Genomic DNA, 22,732 nt, shown 5'->3' with positions numbered 1-22,732 from the left:
GGGAGCGGAGAGTGGCCCGGCGGGTTACTCGGCGAGCCGCTCGGCGATGCGGCCGGCACCCTCCGCCGCGGCCGTGGCCGGGTTCTCGGGGGCGACGACGTCGACGTCGCGGTCGAGCTCCTCGCGGAGCCGTGCCTCGAACTCGTCGACGAGGCCGGGGACGCAGGCCATCCCGCCAGTGACCGCGATCGGCTTCCCGAGCGCGAGCTGGTAGGGCTTCATGTGGTCGCCGGCGAGCTCGGGGAGGAACTCGTTGGCGACGGCGTCGACGGCGTCGTCGACGTAGCGGTCGAGCGGCTCCGTCACGCCGCGCTCGACGGTGAACTCGTGGCTGCCGCCGCCGGGCTGCTGGACGACGTCCGTGAACGGCTCGAACTCAGCGAGGTCTCCGTGGACCTCCTTGTACTCGCGGGCGGTCGTCCGGTCGACGTGGACGCGGCCCTGCGTCTCCTCCTCGATGGCGGAGACGATCCAGCGGTCGACCTCGTTGCCGGTGACGGCGCCGGTCGAGTACGGCGAGAGCTGCTCGCCGCGCCGGTACGCGCAGGCCTCCAGCGTCGTCGAGCCCATGTTGACCGAGATGAACACCTCCTCGATCGCCTCGAGGCCGTCGCCGTACGCCGGAATGGCGCCACAGAGCGATTCCGGGAAGCTCCGGCTCTCGACGCGGCCGATGTCGCTGTCCTCGATGACGCTCGTGAGGTTCCGGACGCCCTGCTCGTTGTCGATGGTCGGCACGGCGTAGACGACGGCGCTGTGTTCGGGGATACTCTCGGTCTCGACGAGGGTCTCGAAGAAGCGGCTCGTCGCCCGCGCGCCCGCCTCGTCCTCCGGGAGCCCGGAGCGGAGCATGTAGTTCACGCGGTCGGGGTACTCGACCGCGGCCTCGTCGCCGTAGAGGACCTTCTCCTCGCCGGTGATCGGGTCCTCGTACGTCGCGAGGCAGGTGAGCGTGGAGACGAGGTCGCTCCCCTCGCCGTTCGGGTAGTCGAGAACGGTGCGCGTGCTGCCGAGTTTGACGCCGACCGGGGTCGGGGCGCCGTCGTCGTGGGATTCACTTGCTGTCATTGGTGTCTGGGTGGGGATCGCGTGCGCTCGCGTCGGGGGTCGCTGCGAGTGGCGTCGCCGCGAGCGCCGTCGGAGTGGTTCGTACACGAGACGAGTCGCTGGATGGCCACGAGCGCGACGCGGTGGTCCGCGACGGTGAGCGCCCGGGCGTGCTGTGGGTCGTGAAACCCGGCCAGCCGGTCACGGAGCGCGGACTCGACCGGCGGGGCGATCCAGCCGATCTGCCGGTAGTATGCGAGGGCGTCGGCCGCCCGACGTCGCCCGCCGCCGTCGACGAGGTAACCGAGCCAGTCCGTCACGGTCGTCTCCGCGACCGGCCCGTCCGGGAGCGTTTCGAGAAAGGGTCGTCCGCGGGTTTCGGGCGACGCTGGCATCCCTCGCTGCCGGGTCAACGCTTTCTTGAACTGAGCGCCGCGCGCGACGGCGTCGCTTCGGTGGCGGGCCGGGGGGCGTCGCGTCCGGGTGTCGCCCGGTTCGGCGGGGTCCGACCGCGGGGTCGGCGGTCGCGACCGCGAGCGCCCCGCCAGCGCCCGCAGCTCCTCTACGTCGTACGTTCGTGGGTCGAGGCTCATCTGGTGTGATCGTCCGTACCGTTGGTTCGAGCATCGACGTTTGAAGCTTCGGCCGTAGTTATCACCGACGAAAATGGGGATTCCGTCGCCGGAACACGTCGACGGCGACCCGGGCGTCCCTCGAAGCCGGGCGTCCCTCGAAGCACCAGTCGCCTACCGGTTTCAGTTATAAATGGAATCGAATATCGCCGCCGGAAGGCTGCCGTACCACACCCTCGAAATCCCGCTGCTGACCGCGCACACTTATAAATGAAGTCGGCCGTCGACCTCGTCGACGCTCGCCGGCGTTCAACTGTACAGCGCCGTGGCGAACGGGCTATGAACGACGGCGGCGACCGTCGCCACACCGACGGCCGTTATTTAAAAGTAAACTCGTTCGAACGCTGTCCAGCTGCGGTCGGAAACCGGGGCGGCTTACCCCTCTCCAACCATCCGGTCTTCATCCGCCCACTCGCGCTCTCGAAGCTCGAACTTCTGGACCTTCCCGGTCGCCGTCGTCGGCAGCTCTGCGACGAACTCGATCTCGCCGGGCGTCTTGTAGGAGGCGACGCGCTCGCTGACAAACGAGCGGAGCTCCTCGGTCGACACCGGTGGGTCGTCGACGTCGCCGTCGGGGACGACGAACGCCTTCGGCGTCTCGCCCCACTGCTCGCTCGGGGCGGGAATGACGGCGACGTCGGCGACGGCCTCGTGCTCGAACAGCGTGTCCTCCAGCTCGATGGAGGAGATGTTCTCGCCGCCCGAGACGATGATGTCCTTCTTCCGGTCCTGGATCGCGATCATACCGTTCTCGCCGACGACGGCGAGGTCGCCGGTGTGGTAATACCCCTCGACGCGGTCGTTGAACGCCTCCTCCGTCGCCTCCGGCTTGTTCCAGTAGCGGTCCATCACCTGGTTGCCGCGGACGACGATCTCGCCGATCGACTCGCCGTCCTCGGGAACGTCGGTACCGTCCTCGTCGACGACGCGGATCTCCGTGCCGAGGTACCCGAATCCCTGCCGCTTTTTGACGGCAAAACGGTCCTCGGAGTCGTCAGCGAAGTAGCGGCGGGCGTCGGAGGTCGTGATAAGCGGGCCGGTCTCCGTCGCGCCGTAGACGTGCTGGAGGTACCAGCCGAACTCCTCCTCGACGGCCCGGATCGTCGCCTCCGGCGGCGCGGCCCCGGCGGTGGCGACCCGGACGTCGTTCTCGCCGGTCGTCGCACCGCCGTGTTCGTCGTGGTGCTCGGAGAGCATGTTGAGCACCGTCGGCGCCGCACAGAAGTACGAGACGTCCTCCGTGCGGATCTGCTCGAACACCTCGCCGGCGTCGACGCCGCGGGTGCAGACGTGACGGGCCCCCATGCCGGTGATCGCGTAGATATGCCCCCAGCCGTTGACGTGGAACATCGGTAGCGTCCACAGGTAGACGTCGTCGTCGCTGATCTCCTGGTGCTTGCTGATCAGGTACGCGTGGATCGTCTCCCCGCGGTGGGTCCGGCAGACGCCCTTCGGGTCGCCGGTGGTCCCCGAGGTGTAGTTGATCGTGATCGTCTCGTCCTCCTGCATCGCCGGGCGCTCGTACGCGTCCGGGTCGGCGTCGGCGACGAGCTCGTCGAACGACTCCCAGTCGCCCGCGACGGCGTCGGCGTCGTTCGTGATGAACGTCTCCGTCGGCACGTCGTCGCGGACGGCCTCGATCTTCTCCGCGTACTCGTAGTCGGCGTAGACGACGTCGACGCCGGCGTCCGAGAGGATGTACTCGAAGTCGTCCGGGACGAGCCGGTAGTTCAGCGGCGTGTGGACCGCGCCGACCTGGATCGAGCCGTAGGCCGCCTCCAGGTGGTAGTGCGTGTTCGGGTCGAGGATGGCGACGCGGTCGCCCTTCTCGACGCCCTTCGCTTGCAGGACCGCGGAGAACCGGTCGGCCCGGTCCCCCAGTTCGTCGTAGGTGTACCTGGTCCCGTCGGTGGCGAGGACGGCTTCCTGGTCCCCGTAATTCCGTCGGGCGCGGTCGAGGAACTCCGTTGCGAGCAGTGGTTTGTGCATGATCGGTAGTCGTAGTTGTGGTGTGTTATCGTTTCGATGCGGGTACTCCGCCGTGGCTGACCGCCGTCGAACCTCCGACCGGCCCCCCTACTGCTGCTCGCGGGCGACCGCGAGCGAGAGGAGGAACCCGAAGTACGCCGGGATGGCGGCGAGCATGCACAGGTAGTACGCCCACCGGGGTGCGCTCGTGAACACGTGGTCGAACAGCGCCGACACCAGCGTCACCCAGACGAGCGCGAACAGGAGGTCGTACAGCATACCGGTTCTGTGCTCGCGAACGTGCTCGCCGAGTCGGGTCTTGAGGCTCATGCTGTCGGGGGTTTGCGGTGAGTGGTCCATGGGGTGGCCGGTTGGTGTTCATTAGTCGCTCCTGCGGCCGACGACCTGCACGGGCACGTCGGTCGACCGCAGCACGCGCTCGGTGACGCTTCCGAGGATCGCCCGGGAGACGCCGCTGCGCCCGTGACTTCCCATCACGATCAGGTCGACGTCGTTGTCGTCCGCGTAGTCGGCGATGACCGCGTGCGGCCGGCCGCCGGCAACGTGCTCGACGACCTCGATACCGCGTTCGGCCGCCCGGTCCGCGACGGCGCCGGTCGCCGCCTCGGCGCGGGCCTTCACCTCCTCCATCTCGTCGAACCGCCCCTGGCGGAGCCGGTCGACCTGCTCGGTGCCGAGACCGAGGTTCACCGAGTCGATGTCGACGACGTACAGGGCGTGAACCTCGGCGTCGAAGGCTTCCGCGAGCCCCAGCGCCTGGTCCACGGCAGTTTCGGCAACGTCGCTTCCGTCGGTCGGGATGAGGATTCGCTCGTACATGGTTCAGTCGTCCCCCGGCGTTTCGCCGCCGTCGGCGATGACGTCCTCCGCGGATTCCTGCTGTCCCATGGGTTCGGGACTGTGACACTGCCGGACCATCTGCTTCGTCTCGAGGGGTGGCTCGGGCGTCGCCAGCGACACCGCAATGGTGACGAGGAACACGACCGGCGTTCCCACCAGCGCCGCCCCGATCGGGGGCACGTACTGCGCGTAGAGGGGGACGATCGCCGTCGTCGAGCCGGAGGCTTCCGCCAGGAAGTCGACGTACTTCGGCAGGACGCTGTTGATGATCGACGTGATCCAGATGAGGAGCCCGACCGACATCCCGGCCAGGGCCCCCTTCTGGTTCGTGTTCTCCCACCAGAGCCCGAGGAAGAACATCGGGAACAGTACGATGCCGGCCAGCGAGAACGCGTACGCGACCAGCTCGCCGATGAGCGCCGGCGGGTTGAACGCGGTCACGGTGACGAGCGCGCCCATGGCGACGATCGTCAGCCGCCCGATGAGCACCTGCTGCCGCTGGGTCGCGTCGGGGTTGATCAGCTCGGTGTAGATGTCGTGTGCAACCGCCGAGGAGGCGGTGATGAACAGCCCCGCGGTCGTCGCGATCGCGGCGGCCATCGCGCCGGCGGCGACGAGCCCGACGAACCACTCCGGCAGGTTCGCGAACTGCGCCGCCAGCACGACGATGACGTCGGCTTCCGAACCGGACATCGCCTGTTCGCCGGTGAACACCGCGCTGGGCGCGATCTCGTTCACCTTCGCGAAGAGGTCGACGCCGAAGGCCGCCATCGCGGGCGCGGCCCAGTACAGCAGGAGGATGAAGAACAGTCCCCAGACCGTCGACCAGCGGGCGGTCCGCTCGTTCTCGACCGTGTAGAACCGGACCAGCACGTGCGGGAGTCCGCAGGTGCCGAAGATGAGCGAGAACGCCGTCGCCACCCAGAGGTAGTAGGTGCTCCCACCCTGGAAGGGGGCCGAGAAGTGGTGGCTCAGGTCGTCGATCAGCAGGCCGTACTCGATCTGCGGCAGGACCGTGGAGTACCCCTGCGTGAAGCCGACGACGTAGACGCCGGCCAGGAACGCGATGATGAGGATGACGTACTGGACGGCCATGTTCTTCGTCGCGCCGAGCATCCCGGAGAGCGCGAGGTAGCCGACCGTGATCGTCATCATCACCACGATCATCGGGATGATGTCGAGCCCGAACACGTACTGGCCGACCAGCCCCATACCGCGAGCCTGACCGACGGAGTAGACGTACGCGATGAGCAGCGTCGTGACCGCGGCGAGCGCACGGGCCAGCGGCGAGTTGAACCGGTCCCCGACGAAGTCCGGGGCCGTGTACTTCCCGAACCGGCGCATCTGCGCCGCCAGGAAGATGAGCAGCACGAAGTAGCCGGTCGTCCAGCCGACGATGAACGCCAGGCCGTAGAAGCCGGCGAGCGCGACGAGGCCGGCCAGGCCGAGGTACGACGCCGCGGACATCCAGTTGGCGCCGATCGCCATGCCGTTCTCGATGTTCCCGATACCGCGGCCCGCGACCCACATGCCCTCGGCGTCGGCCACCTTGAACACGTAGCCGATGACGAGGAACGAGGCCATCATCAGGAAGACCATGATGGCGGGCACGAGCTTGAACGAGATGTTGAGCGCGTCGGCCTGGAGCGGAACCGTCATTGCTCGGCACCTCCGTCGGCCGCGGCGGCGTCGGCGTCAGCCCCCGCCTCCGCTACCTGCTCGTTCGGTTCGTGGTCGATACCGTACTTCTCGTCGAGCTGGTCCCGCCGGCGGGCGTACCACGCCGCGAGCAGCAGCGACCCGGTCGGCGCGCCGAAGGCGACGAGGAAGTAGTGGAGCGGGAACCCGATCACGGGCAGCTGCGTCGTCATCGCGCCCGGCGCGAGGAGCGTCAGCGTGACTGGGCCGAAGACGATCAGCGCCCAGACGACGAAGCCCGTCCAGACGACCCGGAGATGGTCACGCATGAACGGCGTGCTCGGGCTCAGGAGGTTCACCTCCGCGTCGAGGTAGTCCGTCTGTCGATGTTGCTGTGCCGCGCTGCTCGCGACGCCGCCGTCCGTTTCGGCGGCCGAATCGTGTGCTGTGTTGGAATTTGGCATAGTGGATGTGGTCTCCTGGGTTGTCGCGTTCGTTGGCGAAAGAAGGCCTCTCGTCGAGGCTGGCTGGTAGTCGTTAGTCCTGTGCTTTCTGCTGGATCTCCTCGACGATCTCGGGGTTCCGGAGCGTGCTGGTGTTACCCAGCTCCTTCCCGTCCGCGATGTTCTCGAGGAGGCGGCGCATGATCTTCCCGGACCGCGTCTTCGGCAGGTCCGGCGTGAAGACGATCTCCTCGGGGCGGGCGATCGGGCCGATAGCGTCCTCGACGCCCTCCGTAATACGGGCCCGGAGGTCGTCGGACGGCTCGTAGCCGTCCTCCGTGGTCACGTAGGTGTAGACGGCCTCGCCCTTGATGTCGTGGTCGCCGCCGACGACGGCGGCCTCGGCGACGCCCTCGACGCCGACGATGGCGGACTCGATCTCCATCGTCCCGAGCCGGTGGCCGGAGACGTTGATCACGTCGTCGACGCGGCCGAGAACGGTGATGTAGCCGTCCTCGTCGATCTTCGCCCCGTCCTCGGGGAAGTACACCCAGTCGTCGGGGTCGTCGCTGTCGACGTCGGAGTACTCCGCCCAGTACTCCTCGATGTAGCGCTCGTCGTTGTTGTACAGCGTCCGGAGCATCCCGGGCCAGGGCTTCTGGACCGTCAGGTAGCCGGCCTCGCCGGGGCTCACCTCCTCGCCCTCGGTGTCGACGATGTCGACGTCGAGCCCCGGGAGCGGCGGGCCGGCGGAGCCCGGCTTCATGTCCTTGACGCCGGGCAGCGTCGTGATCATCATGCCGCCCGTCTCCGTCTGCCACCAGGTGTCGACGACCGGGCAGGACTCGTCGCCGATGTGCTTGTAGTACCACTTCCACGCGCGCGGGTTGATCGGTTCGCCGACCGTCCCGAGGAGCCGCAGGCTCGAGAGGTCGTGCTGCTCGGGGTACTCCGATCCCCACTTCATGAACGCGCGGATCGCAGTGGGAGCGGTGTACAGCTGCGTCGCGTCGTAGTCGTCGATGATCTGCCAGAGCCGGTCCCGGTCCGGGTGATCCGGGGTGCCCTCGTACATCATCGTCGTCGTCCCGAGCGCGAGCGGGCCGTAGACGATGTAGGAGTGACCGGTGATCCAGCCGATGTCGGCCGAGCAGAAGTAGGTGTCCTCGGGCTTGATGTCGAGGACCGCCTGCGAGGTCCAGGCCGCCCACGAGAGGTAGCCGCCCGTCGTGTGCTTGACGCCCTTCGGCTTGCCCGTGGTGCCCGAGGTGTACATCAGGAACAGCATGTCCTCGGCGTCGCGGGTGACGGGCTCGACCGTCGCGCCCTCGTGTGCCGCGACGAGGTCGTCGTAGTCGATCTGGTCGGGGCCGAGCTCGTGGCCGAAGTCGTCGCCGTTCGGGCCGAGGCGGTCGACGACGACGGTCGTCGTCTCCTGCTCGACGTCGTCGAGGCCCTCGTTCGCCTTCTCGAGGTGGTCGAGCGGGGAGCCGCGGCGGTAGTAGCCGTTCGTCGTGACGAGGTACTCGGAGTCCGCGGAGTTCATCCGGGTCGCCAGCGCGTCCGCGGAGAAGCCCGCGAAGACGACGCTGTGGGGCGCGCCGATGCGCGCGCACGCCAGCATGGCGACGGGGAGCTCCGGGATCATCGGCATGTACAGCGTGACCACGTCGTCCTCCTCGACGCCCTGGTCGCGTAGCGCGGCCGCGAACTCGTTGACCTCGCGATGCAGCTCCGCGTAGGTGTACGTCCGGTTCTCCTCGTCGACGGGCTCGCCGACCCACTCGATGGCGGCCTCGTCGCCGCGCTCCGCGAGGTGGCGGTCGAGACAGTTCGCGGACGCGTTCAGGTCGCCGTTCGTGAACCACTCGTAGAACGGCGGGTTGCTGTCGTCGAGCACCTGGTCGTAATCCGATTCCCAGTCGAGCAGGTCGGCCGCGTTCTCCCAGCACTCCGGCCAGTTCTCCTCGAACTCCTCGTAGATCTCCGGATCCGAGACGTTCGCCTGTTCGACGAACTCCGCCGGAGGTTCGAATACCTCCTGCTCGGCGAGTCGCGCCTCGAGCTCGGCATCACCATCTGTCATAGTCTATGGGTAGATTTCGATACAGGGTTATAAACGGGGTCTCTAATTATGGAAAACGGCCCGTCACGGCGGCGGAGCGTCCCGCCTCAGACGCGGTCGTCGTCGCCGTCGAACAGCCCGTCGAGGAGCGCCCGCTGCCCCTTCCGGAGGTGGTTGTGCAGCGTCGGCGAGGAGACGCCCATCGCGTCGGCCACCTCTTCGGCCGTGATCCCGCGCGGCCAGTCGAAGTAGCCGCCGTGATACGCCGCCTTGAGGGTGGCTCGCTGCCGGTCCGTGAGCCGGTCCTCGACGTCGTCGCGGAACGCCGTCTCGGAGCCCGGGTCACGGTCGATCTCGCGCTTCGCGACGAGGCTGGCGTCCGGGAACGAGCGACGGAGCCCCTCAGCGATCGGGCGCACGTCCGTGCCCGTCGGCACGTCGGCGACGATCCGGAGCTCGCCGTCACTCGCCGAGGCCGCCCGGACCGTCGCGCCGTGGTCGGTCAAGGTCGCCGCCGGCGAGCTCCCGGTCACGACGAACCCCAGCGTGCAGCCGTCCTCGCGGGTTTCAACGACGCGCGTGTCCTCGATCCCCGCGACGTCGCCGGTGACGTCGGCGACGTCGTGGGGCGTGGCGCCGTCGACGTCGACGTAGATCAGCAGCGCGTCGTCGGTGGCGACCGTCGAGTCCAGCTCGACGCGGCAGTCGAGCGCGTCGGTGAGCCGAACGGGAAACGCCGCCGCGGCCGACGTTTCGAACGTTAGCTCCAGCACGGTGTCCGAGTGAAGCAGCTCGTGCCACCGGAACGACGCCAGCGACCGCCCGACGACGCCGCCGAGCCGGACGAGCGCCCGGCGATAGTGGTCCGTCCGGACCGGCGAGTGTTCCGCCCCGCCGGCGTCCTCGCCCGCGTCGCTCAGCAGACACAGCACGCCGTAGGACGTGCCCCGGTAGGCGAGCGGCACGGCGACGACGGCCTCATCTGACGGGATGGCGAGGTCCTCCGTCAACCCGGTGACCACATCGAGCGTACCGTCCCGGTCGTCGTTCTCGTCGGCAGTGGTGTCGACGCCGTCGCTTCCGTCCCCGCCGGGCTCCGGTTCGGCGACCGCGACCGCGCGCATCCAGGGGGCGTCCTCGTCGGTCGTTCGGAGCCCGCGGTCGGAGAGCTCGGTGGCGTCGATACCGGCCGCGGCGGCCACGCCGACCTCGTCCTCCGTGCGCTCGCGGGTCGCGATCCAGGCGGCCGCCCAGTCGGGAGCCGCGGCCAGCCGCTCGGGGATCCCCGCCAGGAGTTCGGCCCGGGTTCCGGCCGTCGCCACCACGTCGAACGCGTCGATGACGGCCTCCGTTGCCGGCGGCGTCGCCCGCGCCGGGTCCTCAGGTGGCCGGTCGTCGAAGGCGGCCACGATCTCGGGGTCGTCCGGCTGGTCGAGGTACGGGTCGAGGGCGCCGAGGGTTTCCCAGCCGCCGATCGCCCGGACGACGCGCGGGTCGATCTCCCGCTCGGTGAGGAGTCGGCGGGCGAAGAACTGGCGGAGCGCCCGAGGAGCGATCCGATCCGGGTCCACCGCGTCGGTCCGGTCGGCCGCGCGTTCGGCGGTCTCGTCGACGATCATCTGGACGCGGCGCTCCGAGACGTCGACGAACCGCTCGGCCGCCGCGAGCCCCATGCTGTCGGCGTACCGGCGGAGCTCGGCCGCGAGCGACGGCGGCACGTAGGCCGTCCGGGTCGCGTCGCCCTCCTCGTCGTAGACGGTCAGTAGTCCGTGGTCGTCGGTGCCGACCTCACGCAGGTCCGACGGGCGAACGCGGGTGATCTCCCCCGTGCGAAGCCCCGCCTCGCCCGCGAGTCGCACGACCAGCGCGGCACGATACGTTTCCGCGGCGTCGACGAGCGCGTCGTAAGCAGCCTGCGAGAGCCCCGGTGTCTCGTCGCCCGCTGGCTCGGTCGTGTTCGCCATCGTTTCGTATTTCACGAGCAACCAGAAGGAAATAACTACCGAATAGGCTTCTCCTCGCGCTTCTGCCAGGACATATTATAAATAGTGGCGGCGCCAGCCGGATGCAGGGGTTCGTATCTCGTTCGAAAGGCGAAACACTACTCGACGGCCGAACTGATCTCGCCGACGACCTCGGGGTTCCGGAGCGCGCTGACGTCGCCGAACTCGTTGCCGCGCGTGATGTCCTCCAGCAGGCGGCGCATGATCTTCCCGGAGCGGGTCTTCGGGAGCTCGGTGGTGAAGACGATCTCGTCGGGGCGGGCGATGGGGCCGACCTCGTACTCGAGCCGGTCGGCGACGGTCTCCCGGAGCGTGTCGTCCGTCTCGACGCCGCTTTTCGTCGTGACGTAGGCGTAGATGTCCCCCTGCTCGTCGCCGACGACGGCGGCCTCGGTCACACCCTCGGCCTCGACGATGGCCGATTCCAGCTTCGCCGTGCTGAGACGCTGGCTCCTGACCGTGATGACGTCGTCAAGGCGACCGAGGACCGTGACGTAGCCGTCTTCGTCGACGGTGGCGCCGTCGCCGGTGTGGTAGACCCAGCCGTCGTCGGTCTCCTCCCAGTACTCGCGGCGGTAGCGCTCGTCGCCGCCGCGGAGCCCGCGGAGCATGCCGGGCCACGGGCGGTCGATCGCGAGGTAGCCCGTCTCGCCCGGGTCGACGGGGTCGCCGCGCTCGTCGACCACCTGCGCGCTGATCCCCGGGAGCGGCGGGCCGACCTTGCCCGGCTTCATCGCGTCGACGCCGGGCAGCGTCGCGAGCAGGATGGCACCGGTCTCCGTCTGCCACCAGGTGTCGACGACGGGGCAGTCGCCGCCGCCGACGTGCTCGTGGTACCACTCCCAGGCCCGCGGCGAGATGGCCTCGCCGACGGTCCCGAGCAGGCGCAGGCTCGAGAGGTCGTGGTTCGCGGGGTACTCCTCGCCCCACTTCATGAACGACCGGATGGCCGTGGGAGCAGTGTAGAAGACGGTGACGGCGTTGCGGTCGATCAGCTCCCAGACGCGGTCGCGGTCGGGGTAGTCCGGCGTCCCCTCGAACAGGAGCGTGCTGGTCCCGACCGAGAGCGGCCCGTAGACGCCGTAGGAGTGACCCGTGATCCAGCCGATGTCCGCGGCACACCAGTAGGTGTCGTCGGGTTTCACGTCGAGGACCGCTTCGGTGGTCCAGGTGACGTGCGAGAGGTAGCCGCCGGTCGCGTGCTCGACGCCCTTCGGCTCGCCCGTCGTGCCCGAGGTGTACATGACGAACAGCAGGTCGCCGGCGTCGCGGGCGACCGGATCGACCGTCTCGCCGTCGTGGGCGTCGATCAGCGTGCCGTAGTCGTACTCGTCGTCGCCCAGTGGCGTCCGGAGCTCGTCGCCGAGCCGGTCCACCACGACCGTCGCTTCGAGATCGCCGTCGAGCCGGAGGCGGGCGTTGTCGGCCTTGCTCTTCTGGTTGAAGGCGTCCTCGCGTCGGTAGTAACCGTCACAGGTGACGAGGTACTCGGACTCCGCGGCGTCGATGCGGGTGCTGAGCGCCTCCGCCGAGAGGCCCGCGAAGACGACGTTGTGGGGCGCGCCGATGCGCGCGCACGCCAGCATCGTGATCGGTAGCTCGGGCGTCATCGGGAGGTACAGCGTCACGACGTCGTCCTCCTCGACGCCGAGATCCCGCAGCGCCGCGGCCGCGGCGTTCACCTCCCGGTGCAGGTCGAGATAGGTGTAGGTGCGGCGCTCGCCGCGCTTCCCGATCCACTTGATCGCGACCTGGTTCTTCCGCTCCGCCAGGTGGCGGTCGACGCAGTTGACCGAGGCGTTCAGCTCGCCGCCGGGGAACCACTCGTAAAAGGGCGGGTCGGCGTCGTCGAGCACGTCGTCGTAGTCGCGTTCCCAGTCGAGGAGGTCGGCAGCCCGTCGCCAGCAGTCCGGCCACGTCGCGTCGAACGCGGCGTCGACGTCGGCGTCGGTCACGTTCGCGTTCGCGACGAAGTCGCTCGGCGGCTGCCGGGTCCGCTCGTCGCCCCCGGCGTCCGTCCCCTGCGCGCCGTCGTCCATATCGCATGACTCGCGGGGCCGGCTACCTATATTTTGCCCGGACGGCGAAGGCTGTCGCTTCCTGGAAGTTCTCGACCGCTCTCGTTTATCGACTGGGCTTAAAAATGGAGGCGCTGCTGCGCTTGCCGGCAACGCAGACTCCTCGAAAGCCCTCGACCGCTCTTACTTATAAACCGGATGGACAGGTGCAGACGCTGCTGTGCTTGACAGTACCGCAGACAACTTGAAAGCCCTCGGCCGCTATTGCTTATAAATGGGGAGCTCAGGTGCAGACGCTGCTATGCTTGACAGCACCGCAAACACCCAGAAAGCCCTCGGCCGCTCGCGGTCGCTGAACGACATATCCACGCCTCTCAGCACCGCCCGGCGTGGATAAGGGTCGGTTCAGCGACTCCCCTCCGGCGCGACCGGCCATCGCCCTTTCAGTCCGCCAGGACCGCGACAGCACCGCAGCCGCCGCAGCACCGCGACCGCCCAGCACCCGCAATTCCTCAGTCCTCCCCAGCCTCGGCCGGGGCGCGCCGGCACTGCACCGCACCGCGCGGCGCGCCCCGCCCTCCCTCGCACGCGTTGCTCGCGCGCGCCACCGCACGCCACGCCGCGACCACCCGGCAGCCGCCGCGATCGACGCGCCGGCCAGCACTCCGGGGCGGGATTGAAAGGGGCAGCCGCTGAGCGGGACGCCCTGCGACGTAGCGACGCGAGAGCATAGCTCTCGCTAGTCTGAGTCTTCGACTCAGGCACCGCAACGGCGAACGAGCGACCGAGGGGAGCGAGTGAGCCGTGAGGAGCGCAGCGAGCAGCGCGACCGCCTCAGCGGCTGGGGCTTTCTGGGCATGCTGAGTGGTATCTCTGGCGGTGATAGCCACTTCCACTCATAAATGCGACCGCCTCGACGGCCGACTATCCACGGGTATACCGAGTGGTGTCTCTCCCGACGATAACCAGTCCTATTTATAAGCGAATTCACTCGCCAGTCGTACAGCGCACGTGAGCGGTTGCCAACGAGGACTGGTCGGCGGTACAACTATTACAGTCGATGGCGACGGACCCAATGAGGTCTACTATGGAAATCTCCGATAAGCTCCTCTGTCTGTTCAGTGCGGACGTGCGTGAAGAGGACGACAGCTACGTGGTCGAGGTCCCGCGCCGCGAGGTCGAAACCGGCTCCATCGAGCCCGGCGACACCTATCGCGTGGCGCTCATCTCCCAGTCCGACGGCGAGCCCGCCGCGGTCGAGGAGACGGAAACGACGTCGGAGTCGACCGAGGGGCCGCAGCCGCCCGTCGAGCCCGGCGAGATGCGGTACGTCGAGATCGAGGACATCGGCAAGCAGGGCGACGGTATCGCGCGCGTCGAGCGCGGCTACGTGATCATCGTGCCCGGCGGCGAGGTCGGCGAACGCGTCAAGATCGAGGTGACGGAAGTGAAGTCGAACTTCGCGGTCGGCGAGATCGTCGAAGAGGACTTCTAGGCGCCGGCGACGGTCGCCCCCGCGGCTTTTTGCTCCCCCGAGAGCGACTGCCAACCGAAGGTCCGCAGGCTGCTCGGTGCCGACCCGTCAGTCTTCGACCTGCGCGTCCCAGTAGGACACGGAGGCGATCGCCTGGCCGACCGGCGTCTTGTTGATCGTCGTATCGACCGCGCGGAACGCGTCCGCGACGCTGCCGGGGAGGTTCCGGTAGAAGCCGTACGGTAGCGTGAACGCGTGCTCCTCGTTCGCGAGGCTGAGGTTCGCGGCGTCGAGTAACGACTCGACCTCGTCGCGGGAGTAGAGCCGGGAGCCCATCGGGAGCGCCCAGGTGTACAGCACGCGGAAGCTCCGGCGGTTGAACGTGTCGAAGAACACCTGGTCCTTGCTGACGCGCTGGAGCTCCTGCATGAACAGCTCGGGCTCGTCCATCAGGTGGAAAAACCGCATCGCGACGACGCTATCGAAGTGGTCGTCGGGGAACGGAAGCCGTGAGGCGTCGCCACGCATGAACTGCACGCGGTCCGAGAGGCCGGCGTCCTTCGCCTTCTGCCGGCCCTGCTCCATCATCTCGCGAGAGATGTCGAGACCGACGATGTCCGCCCCCTGGTCCGCCAGCATCGTCGTAAACCGGCCGGTCCCGCACGCGACTTCCAGCACGCGCTTGCCGTCGACGGGCCCGACTGCGGACAGCACGGCCTCCTTCTCCCGGCGGTCGATGACGCGGCCGCCGTCCGAGAAGCGGAGGCTATCGTACTCCTGGGCCACCTCGTCGGCCTGATACCAATCCTGTCCTTTCACACTATCCGCTCATCCTCACCGGATGATTAAAACCGTACTGGATGCGATCCGGTCTGCACCCGACGGCGCCGTCACCCACGATCCGGTGCGCTCGCGTCACCTACCCGCTCGTGACGACCGTGTCCGTCGGAATTTCGACGATCACGCGCGAACCCGACTCCTCGCCGTGGTGCGGGTACTCGTCGACGTCCATGTACCGCTGCGCCAGCGAGTCGATGTGGTCGACGGCGCCCTCCTCGACGAGCGTCGCCTCGCCGCGAACGGAGACGTAGCGATACGGGTCGTCGGGGGCGGTCACCGAGAGCCCGACCTTCGGGTTTCGGCGGATGTTCCGCTCCTTCTGCCGGCCGCGAGCGGTGTTGACGAGCACGACCTCGCGGTCGCGATGGTCGACCCACACCGGCGTCGTGTGGGGCGTCCCGTCCGGCATCACGGTCGAGAGGTGGGCGAACGCTTCCGACTCGAAGATGTCGACGTGGGATTCGGGGATCATACCTGACCCTTCACCCGAGGTCCCAAAACTCTCGGGGTGCCCGACCCGGCAACAAGGATGGCCGACCCGGCAACGGGGATGGCCGACCCGGCAACGGCAGCGCGAGCCGGTCACGGATCCCGCCGTTGTTGCCAGCCCAATAATATCTGATATTATGACCTTATATTGTCCCTATGGGTTACCCCTGTATGTAGATAACCTTTACCACGAACGATCGGTTTTGCCTGGGTATGAGCACCAGTCACGCAGAGGCTGCTGACAACGAAACGCTCACGGACGACGAATTCCGCGACCGCCTGCGCGAGCTCCCCCCGAGCGCGAAGCTCGTCGCGAAGGTCCTCGAGAGCGACGCCCCCCTCTCGCAGGGCCAGCTGGCCGAGGAATCGCTGCTCCCCGACCGGACCGTCCGCTATGCGCTGAACCGCCTGGAGGAGTCCGATCTCGTCGACTCGCGGTACAGCTTCAAGGACGCCCGCAAACAGGTGTACTTCCTGACGAACTAACGCGGCACTGGGCATCGCGGGCGGCCATCCCTGGCTCTTTTTGGGCGGATCTGAATGAGCGGTGACAGGACGTAACGCGCTCGATTCCGCCGACTGGCGGGGCAGTTTACGTTGCCTTTTAAGTTCTGGACTCCCCAGGGTCCTGTATGAACCTCTCCGTCGTCGTCCCGACCCTGAACGGGCGGGATCGGTTGGCCGCCGGCCTCGACGCGCTGGCCGCCCACGCACCCGACGCGGAGATCATCGTCGTCAACGGCCCCTCGGCCGACGGCACCACCGGCATGGTCCGGGAGCGCGACGACGTGAACGCGCTCGTCGAGATCGCGGACCGGACGGTGACCGTCGCCCGCAACGCCGGCATCCAGGTGGCCTCCGGCGACGTCGTCGCCCTCGTCGACTTCCACAATCGGATCGAAGCGACCTGGCTCGACGGGCTTCGAGCCGGACTCGACCGCGCCGACGTCGTCACCGGCCCCGTCCAGCACGACCTCCCCGGCGGGCACACGACCGACGGGATCGAGGAGAGCCGCGTTGCCGGCCGCGACGTCACCTTCTTCTCCAGCGGCAACGTCGCCTTCCGGCGCGAGGTACTCGAGGACCTGGACGGCTTCGACGAGTACCTCCGGACCGGCGGCGCACGCGACGCCGCGCATCGCCTGGCCGCGATGGAGTACGAGGTCGCCTGGGAACCCGACTTCGCCGTCGGCACGGAGCTCCCGTCCGGCGACGAGGACGAACGAGGAGCGGACCGTGACTGGGGCTGGAAGTATCGGGCACTGGCCTACCGCCTGACCAAGAACTACGGCATCAGGCCCACTGCGCTGCTCCGGACCGTCACCCACGCCGGCAGCGACGCCTACTCCGTCGCGCGCGACGTGCTCAGCGGCGAGGCGACGCCCTCAGGCTGGGTTGGCAACGGTCGCGACGTCCTCAAGGGGATCGCCACGGGCACCTCGGACGGGCTCGTGGCCCGCGCCAGGGACCGGACCCCGGCACGGAACCCCCACGGCATGTCGAAGCGCGCGGACCGCGCCGTCGCGAAGTACGACTGGCGCGAGGACCGGGTGAGCGGCGAGCCGGCGACGGTCGACTGATTCGCTCCTTTCCGCGCTTATAACTCCGCGCCGGCAGCGAGTCCCGGGATCACGCGCGAGGGGTTCTTCGTGAAGACACGCCGCATGAGGTCCTCCGAGACGTCCAGCGTCAGCACCTCCATCACGGCGACGTTCGGGTGGACGTCGGGAACGCCGCTCCCGAAGAGAATGCGGTCGGGATGCTCCAGCACGCCGCGTTCGAGGACGTCACGGTACCGGACCGCGCTCGTGTCGAGGTGGAGCCGGTCGTACTCCCCCAGGAGGTCGAGCGCGTCCTCCATCAGCGACTCCGCCAGCGGGTACCCGCCGAAGCTCGCCAGCACGATCGGCACGTCGTACTCGAGCAGCTGCTCCTCGACGGCGCCCGGCGGGAACCGCTCGCCGGCGTTGACGAGAACCGGCAGGTCGGCCTCCTCCAGCTCGTCGAGGACGTCCGCCTCCGGGAGCCCGTCGTACGCGGGCTCCATCGTGAACCCGTGGAAGCGGTCGTCGTGGGCGTACTGCTCGACGTCGTCCGGGCGCGTGTGGTGGTCCGCGCGCTCCGTATAGAGATTCCGGAGCCGGGAGATCGGATCGGTGCCCGGCTCGCGGGGGCCGTTCAGGCGTGCGAAGGCGGCGAAGGGGCGTTCGTGGCTCAGCCGGGCGACGGCGTTGTTCACCCGGAGATAGCTCTCGCCCGGCGGGCGGCGGCCCGGCGAGACGATGGCTCGCACTACGCCCGCCTGGCCCATCTCGCGTTCGAGGCTGTCGGGCCGGATCTCGCGTCCGTGGGTCGCAACCGCCTCCTCGTCAGGGTCGAGCTGCGCGTGGACGTCGACGATCCGGAACCCGTGTTCGAGCCCCAGCATGGTTCCCACCTTTCGGCCATCCTACATGGGCCTATCGGTCCGGCCAGATCTGCTCGGCCCGGAACGGCGTCGCCTCGCTGCGGCTACTCGAACGCCAGCTGCACGCGCTGACGCGGGGAGAGCCGGAAGCGCTCGTCGCCGCGACCGTCGTTGACGTCGCACTCGACGTAGCCGTGGCTGCCGACGGTGACGAGCTTCTCGCCGCGGTCGACCTCGCCGAACGTGTCCCGGACCTTCACGCGCTCGCCGTTCACCTCGACCGTGTCCCGGTCGCGAAGCACCTCGCCGGGGATGTTCGTGACGACGTTGCCGAAGGTGTCGACGACGAGCACCTCGCCCTCGACGGCGATGGGCTCCTCGGCGGCGTTGCGGTCGATGGAGGGCTGGGGGAACGCGATGTCGACGAACTCCTGCGTGTGCGAGAGCCGGTCCATCGTGTGCAGCTCGTCGACCCCCGCCTCGTGGACCTCGGCGGCCATCGGCGCGAACACGTCGCGCCCGTGGAACGTCGCCGACGCCGGACTTTCGACCTCGATCTCGAACACCTCGATGGGGTTGTGCTCGACCTCGGCCTCGGGGGCGGTCCCCGCGGCGAGCTCGCGCGCGGCAGGGATCGCGAGGCCGTTGTCGGGGGCGACGATGGCGTGCTCGCCCGCGCGGACGACCAGCGCCGCGCGGTCGGTGCCGACGCCGGGGTCGACGACGGCGCAGTGAACGGCCGGCGGGAACTCCGGGAGCACGAACCGGAGCCAGAAGGCGCCCGCACGCGGATCCCCGCGCGGCAGGTCGTGGGCGACGTCGAGCATCCTGGCGTCCGTGCGGCGCGAGATGACCCCCTTCATCGCGGCGGGGTACGGGGATCCGAAGTCGGAAGCGAGCGTGATCATGGCGGAGAGTTGGGCCGGGCGTACAAAAGTCGGTTGGCGTCCGCAGAACTGGTCGGCGCAACTGAACGGGTGTCACTGAAAACGGGCGACGCCGTCCTCAGCTGTTCGCGTCCGTTTCCGCGACGCGCTGGATCCGGTCGACGCCGTTGACCTCCTCGACGACGTCGACGACGGCGTCGGGGACGAGGCTCTCCCAGTCGCGGTCGCGGATCATGCGCTCGCGGAGCTCGGTGCCCTCGAGGACGTCGCGGCGGAACATGGGGGACTGCCGCACCTCGACGCCGGCCTCCGTGAACAGCCGGATGACGAGCGGGTTGTTCGAGTAGGCGACGTCGAAGCCGGGCGACATGCTCTGGACGTGGCTGACCCAGACGGAGTTGCGGTCGAGGTCCTCGATGGGGACGACGTACGTCGTCAGGTCGACGTCCTCGACGGATTTGGTCACCATCAACACCCGCTCGCCCGCCGTGAACGGGTTGCGCGTGGAGTGGGAATCGCCGGCCGACCCGATGCCGAGGACGAGCTCGTCGACCTCGTCGGCGATCTCCTCCACCATGTGCAGGTGACCGTTGTGGAACGGCTGGAACCGGCCGATGTAGAACCCCCGCATACGTCTCGGTAGCCGACGCCCGAGTTTATAAACCCGACGGGTCGCCCGCGAGTTCGAGATCCGGCGACTGGGCGCTTCTTTGCGGTGTTTCGGTCGTGCGCGGTGGACGGCCCGCGGGGAGAAAGTATATCAATCGCGGAACCTTCCCTTCAAACAGCGACAACCGATTCTATGAGTAACGAGAAGGACACGAGCGAGAGTCCCCGGGAGCAGGACGCTTCGTCTCCCGACGGGGACGCCAACTCCGACCGGGAACCGGCAGCCGACGTCGACGGCGACGAGTCCGTCGATAGCGACGGCGCGTCGGAGCCGGCCGGCCGCGACGGCACGACGCCGTCGCCGGAAGACGCCCCACTGGAGCCCGAGGACCTCGTCGACGACGAACAGGAACCGTCCGACGAACCCGCCGAGGGGCCCGACATCGACGAACTCGGTAGCGACGTCGAGATCCACGGCGCCGAGGTCGAGGAGGACCCCGACGAGGACGACCTCCTCGGCGGCCTCAAGATCGACTCCACGGCGGACATCGAGGTCCCCGACCGCCTGGTCGATCAGGTCATCGGGCAGGAGCACGCCCGCGACGTGATCATCAAGGCGGCCAAGCAGCGCCGCCACGTGATGATGATCGGCTCGCCCGGAACCGGCAAGTCGATGCTGGCGAAGGCGATGGCCGAACTCCTCCCCAAGGAGGAGCTGCAGGACGTACTCGTCTACCACAACCCGGACGACGGCAACAACCCGAAGGTCCGGACGGTCCCCGCGGGCAAGGGCGAACAGATCGTCGACGCCCACAAGGAGGAGGCGCGCAAGCGCAATCAGATGCGCTCGTTCCTGATGTGGATCATCATCGCGGTGGTCTTAGGCTACGCGCTCATCATCGCCGGGCAGATCCTGCTGGGCATTCTCGCCGCCGGGATCGTCTACCTCGCGTTCCGCTACATGAACCGCGGCTCGGACGCGATGGTGCCGAACCTGCTGGTGAACCACGCGGACACGAAGACGGCGCCGTTCAAGGACGCCACGGGCGCGCACGCCGGTGCGCTGCTGGGCGACGTCCGGCACGACCCGTTCCAGTCCGGCGGCATGGAGACCCCGAGCCACGACCGCGTGGAGTCCGGGGCCATCCACGAGGCCAACAAGGGCGTGCTGTTCATCGACGAGATCAACACGCTCGACATCCGCAGCCAGCAGAACCTCATGACGGCGATCCAGGAGGGCGAGTTCTCCATCACGGGCCAGTCCGAGCGCTCCTCGGGCGCGATGGTCCAGACGGAGCCCGTCCCGACCGACTTCGTCATGATCGCGGCCGGCAACCTCGACGCGATGGAGAACATGCACCCCGCGCTCCGCTCCCGCATCAAGGGGTACGGGTACGAGGTGTACATGGAGGACACCATCGAGGACACGCCGGAGATGCGCCGGAAGTACGCGCGCTTCGTCGCCCAGGAGGTCGCCAACGACGGGCGCCTCCCCGAGTTCACGGACGACGCCATCGAGGAGATCATCCTCGAGGCCAAGCGCCGGTCCGGCCGCAAGGACCACCTGACGCTGCTGTTCCGTGACCTGGGTGGGCTCGTCCGCGTCGCCGGCGACATCGCCCGCGGCGAGGACGCCGAGTTCACGACCCGCGACCACGTGCTGCAGGCGAAGGGCCGCTCCCGGTCCATCGAGCAGCAGCTCGCGGACGACTTCATCGAGCGCCGGAAGGACTACGAGCTCCAGGTCTCCGAGGGCTACGTGGCCGGCCGCGTCAACGGGCTCGCCGTGATGGGCGAGGACTCCGGGATCATGCTCCCGGTGATGGCCGAGGTCACGCCCTCGCAGGGCCCCGGCGAAGTGATCGCCACGGGCCAGCTGAAGGAGATGGCCGAGGAGTCGGTGATGAACGTCTCCGCCATCATCAAGAAGTTCTCCGACCAGGACATCACGGAGAAGGACATCCACATCCAGTTCATCCAGACTGGCCAGCAGGGCGTCGACGGCGACTCCGCGTCCATCACGGTCGCGACCGCCGTCATCTCCGCGCTGGAGGACGTCGGCGTCGACCAGTCGCTCGCGATGACCGGCTCGCTGTCGGTCCGCGGCGACGTGCTCCCCGTCGGCGGGGTGACCCACAAGATCGAGGCGGCCGCGAAGGCCGGCTGCGACCGGGTCATCATCCCGAAGGCGAACGAGCAGGACGTGATGATCGAGGACGAGTACGAGGACATGATCGAGATCATCCCCGTCTCCCACATCAGCGAGGTGCTGGACGTCGCGCTCGAGGGCGAGCCCGAGAAGGACTCGCTCGTCGCGCGGCTCAAGTCGATCACCGGCTCGGCGATCCCGGAGCAGCCGGACGTCGCCGGCCCGTCGAACCCCAGCCCGCAGTAATCGATGGCTGACTGGACGGCGTTCGCGGTCGCGACCGTCGTCCTGACGCTGCTCCTTCTCTTTTTAACATACCGCTCCCAGCAGCTGCTGGAAGAGGTGACCGTCGTCGACGACCGCGAGACGCTGACCCAACGGACCGAGGTCGGCGGCGCGGAGCCGACGCACTTCGACGAACCCGGGGCTGTCGAACGGGAGTTCGAAGCTGAAGAGTCCGGATGCGTCGCTGACGAGCACGAAGCCGTCGCTGACGAGCACGAAGCCGTCGCTGACGAGCACGAAGCCATCGCCGGCGAACCCGAGGACCAGCCCGCTGGCGCCCCGCCGGGCGAGTTCCTGACGACGCGGCTCCTGCTGGTGAACGTGCTGTTCTCGCAGGGGGCCTTCCTCGCCGCGCTCGCGGGGCTCGCCTGGTGGACCGACGTCCCGGCGTCGGCGTTCGGGCTCACGCTGGCGACGCTCGACGCGGGCACCGTCGCCGTCGGCCTCGCCGCCGGCGTCGTTCTCTACGCCGGTAACGAGACCGCAGCGCGGCTCGGCGAGCAGTTCGGCTTCTCCGCACCGGAGGCGTTGCGCTCGGCGATGGCCCCGACGGACCGCGCGGAGTGGGCGCTGCTCCTGCTGGCCGTGCTGCCGACCATCGCCATCTTCGAGGAGCTCCTCTTCCGGGGCGCGCTGGTCGGCGTCCTCGCCGTCGGCTTCGGGATCGACCCCTGGCTACTCGTCGTCGCGTCCTCGGCCGTGTTCGGGCTCGGACACGGCGCGCAGGGGCGGCTCGGCATCCTGGTGACGGCCGGGATCGGCGTCGTGCTCGGGGCGGTGTTCGTGCTGACGGGCAACCTGTTCGTCGTAATCCTCGCCCACTACGTCATCAACGCGCTGGAGTTCGTGATCCAGGAAGGGATCCGGTAGTCGGTGCCCGCCGGCCAGCAGTTGGGGAAAGGTTTTGTCGGTGGTCG

The 22,732-nt window shown here is 68.4% G+C and carries 20 protein-coding genes; 5 read left to right on the top strand and 15 right to left on the bottom strand.

Annotated elements, in window-relative coordinates:
• Positions 1 to 24: 24 nt before the first annotated feature.
• The 10 genes from ACQE3M_RS06045 to acs (ACQE3M_RS06000) all read right to left on the bottom strand — a co-directional run bounded on the left by ACQE3M_RS06045 (position 25) and on the right by acs (ACQE3M_RS06000) (position 12,696).
• Positions 25 to 1,068: a hypothetical protein gene (locus ACQE3M_RS06045; protein WP_430504568.1), complete on the bottom strand. Its 1,044-nt coding sequence runs from the start codon at positions 1,066 to 1,068 to the stop codon at positions 25 to 27.
• The gene (locus tag ACQE3M_RS06040; protein ID WP_430504567.1) at positions 1,065 to 1,640 is read right to left on the bottom strand and encodes a FlaD/FlaE family flagellar protein; all 576 of its coding nucleotides are present in this window, start codon (positions 1,638 to 1,640) and stop codon (positions 1,065 to 1,067) included. Before ACQE3M_RS06040 ends, ACQE3M_RS06045 begins: the two co-directional genes overlap by 4 nt.
• Positions 1,641 to 2,054: 414 nt before the next feature.
• Positions 2,055 to 3,668 (bottom strand): long-chain-fatty-acid--CoA ligase, encoded by a 1,614-nt coding sequence (locus tag ACQE3M_RS06035; protein ID WP_430504566.1) that lies wholly within the window; start codon positions 3,666 to 3,668, stop codon positions 2,055 to 2,057.
• 87 nt (positions 3,669 to 3,755) lie between these two features.
• Positions 3,756 to 3,977, bottom strand: a complete 222-nt coding sequence (locus ACQE3M_RS06030) for a hypothetical protein (protein WP_430504565.1) — start codon at positions 3,975 to 3,977, stop codon at positions 3,756 to 3,758.
• Between the two features lie 51 nt (positions 3,978 to 4,028).
• Positions 4,029 to 4,487 (bottom strand): universal stress protein, encoded by a 459-nt coding sequence (locus tag ACQE3M_RS06025; RefSeq protein WP_430504564.1) that lies wholly within the window; start codon positions 4,485 to 4,487, stop codon positions 4,029 to 4,031.
• Between the two features lie 3 nt (positions 4,488 to 4,490).
• Positions 4,491 to 6,167 carry a sodium:solute symporter family transporter gene (locus ACQE3M_RS06020; RefSeq protein ID WP_430504563.1) on the bottom strand — a complete coding sequence of 559 codons (1,677 nt, stop codon included), beginning with the start codon at positions 6,165 to 6,167 and terminating at the stop codon, positions 4,491 to 4,493.
• Positions 6,164 to 6,610: a DUF4212 domain-containing protein gene (locus tag ACQE3M_RS06015; RefSeq protein ID WP_430504562.1), complete on the bottom strand. Its 447-nt coding sequence runs from the start codon at positions 6,608 to 6,610 to the stop codon at positions 6,164 to 6,166. The genes ACQE3M_RS06020 and ACQE3M_RS06015 overlap by 4 nt, the downstream gene beginning before the upstream one ends.
• Positions 6,611 to 6,683: 73 nt before the next feature.
• Entirely contained in the window at positions 6,684 to 8,675 is a 1,992-nt protein-coding gene (acs, locus tag ACQE3M_RS06010) for an acetate--CoA ligase (RefSeq protein WP_430504561.1), read from the bottom strand.
• Positions 8,676 to 8,761: 86 nt separating this feature from the next.
• Entirely contained in the window at positions 8,762 to 10,633 is a 1,872-nt protein-coding gene (locus ACQE3M_RS06005; RefSeq protein WP_430504560.1) for a bacterio-opsin activator domain-containing protein, read from the bottom strand.
• Between the two features lie 122 nt (positions 10,634 to 10,755).
• Complete coding sequence (acs, locus tag ACQE3M_RS06000; RefSeq protein ID WP_430504559.1) at positions 10,756 to 12,696, bottom strand: acetate--CoA ligase; 1,941 nt, start codon at positions 12,694 to 12,696, stop codon at positions 10,756 to 10,758.
• Between the two features lie 1,066 nt (positions 12,697 to 13,762).
• Here acs (ACQE3M_RS06000) and ACQE3M_RS05995 point away from each other — a divergent pair.
• A complete protein-coding gene (locus ACQE3M_RS05995) occupies positions 13,763 to 14,170 on the top strand; it encodes a TRAM domain-containing protein (RefSeq protein WP_430504558.1) in 408 nt (135 codons plus the stop codon).
• 87 nt (positions 14,171 to 14,257) lie between these two features.
• Here the strand turns inward: ACQE3M_RS05995 and ACQE3M_RS05990 are convergent, their stop codons facing one another.
• Positions 14,258 to 14,968, bottom strand: a complete 711-nt coding sequence (locus tag ACQE3M_RS05990) for a class I SAM-dependent methyltransferase (RefSeq protein ID WP_430504557.1) — start codon at positions 14,966 to 14,968, stop codon at positions 14,258 to 14,260.
• Between the two features lie 100 nt (positions 14,969 to 15,068).
• Positions 15,069 to 15,461 (bottom strand): PPOX class F420-dependent oxidoreductase, encoded by a 393-nt coding sequence (locus ACQE3M_RS05985; protein WP_430504556.1) that lies wholly within the window; start codon positions 15,459 to 15,461, stop codon positions 15,069 to 15,071.
• Between the two features lie 230 nt (positions 15,462 to 15,691).
• Between ACQE3M_RS05985 and ACQE3M_RS05980 the strand changes: the two genes are divergently transcribed.
• Entirely contained in the window at positions 15,692 to 15,964 is a 273-nt protein-coding gene (locus tag ACQE3M_RS05980) for a helix-turn-helix domain-containing protein (protein ID WP_430504555.1), read from the top strand.
• Positions 15,965 to 16,110: 146 nt separating this feature from the next.
• Positions 16,111 to 17,058, top strand: coding sequence for a glycosyltransferase family 2 protein (locus ACQE3M_RS05975; protein ID WP_430504554.1), 948 nt, complete (start codon positions 16,111 to 16,113; stop codon positions 17,056 to 17,058).
• Positions 17,059 to 17,075: 17 nt separating this feature from the next.
• Here the strand turns inward: ACQE3M_RS05975 and ACQE3M_RS05970 are convergent, their stop codons facing one another.
• The 3 genes from ACQE3M_RS05970 to ACQE3M_RS05960 all read right to left on the bottom strand — a co-directional run bounded on the left by ACQE3M_RS05970 (position 17,076) and on the right by ACQE3M_RS05960 (position 19,403).
• The gene (locus tag ACQE3M_RS05970) at positions 17,076 to 17,906 is read right to left on the bottom strand and encodes an amidohydrolase family protein (RefSeq protein WP_430504553.1); all 831 of its coding nucleotides are present in this window, start codon (positions 17,904 to 17,906) and stop codon (positions 17,076 to 17,078) included.
• 83 nt (positions 17,907 to 17,989) lie between these two features.
• Positions 17,990 to 18,793: an SAM hydrolase/SAM-dependent halogenase family protein gene (locus ACQE3M_RS05965; RefSeq protein ID WP_430504552.1), complete on the bottom strand. Its 804-nt coding sequence runs from the start codon at positions 18,791 to 18,793 to the stop codon at positions 17,990 to 17,992.
• A gap of 97 nt (positions 18,794 to 18,890) precedes the next feature.
• Complete coding sequence (locus tag ACQE3M_RS05960) at positions 18,891 to 19,403, bottom strand: nicotinamide-nucleotide adenylyltransferase (RefSeq protein ID WP_430504551.1); 513 nt, start codon at positions 19,401 to 19,403, stop codon at positions 18,891 to 18,893.
• A gap of 171 nt (positions 19,404 to 19,574) precedes the next feature.
• On the opposite strand from ACQE3M_RS05960, the gene lonB reads away from it, so the two are divergent.
• Entirely contained in the window at positions 19,575 to 21,776 is a 2,202-nt protein-coding gene (gene lonB / locus ACQE3M_RS05955; RefSeq protein ID WP_430504550.1) for an ATP-dependent protease LonB, read from the top strand.
• Positions 21,777 to 21,779: 3 nt separating this feature from the next.
• The gene (locus tag ACQE3M_RS05950; RefSeq protein ID WP_430504549.1) at positions 21,780 to 22,685 is read left to right on the top strand and encodes a CPBP family intramembrane glutamic endopeptidase; all 906 of its coding nucleotides are present in this window, start codon (positions 21,780 to 21,782) and stop codon (positions 22,683 to 22,685) included.
• Positions 22,686 to 22,732 lie beyond the last annotated feature (47 nt).

It is taken from the genome of Halosubterraneus shenae, from assembly GCF_050510935.1.
Classification (GTDB): Archaea; Halobacteriota; Halobacteria; order Halobacteriales; family Haloferacaceae; genus JBDGPU01.
This window is presented reverse-complemented; position numbering and strand designations above follow the sequence as displayed.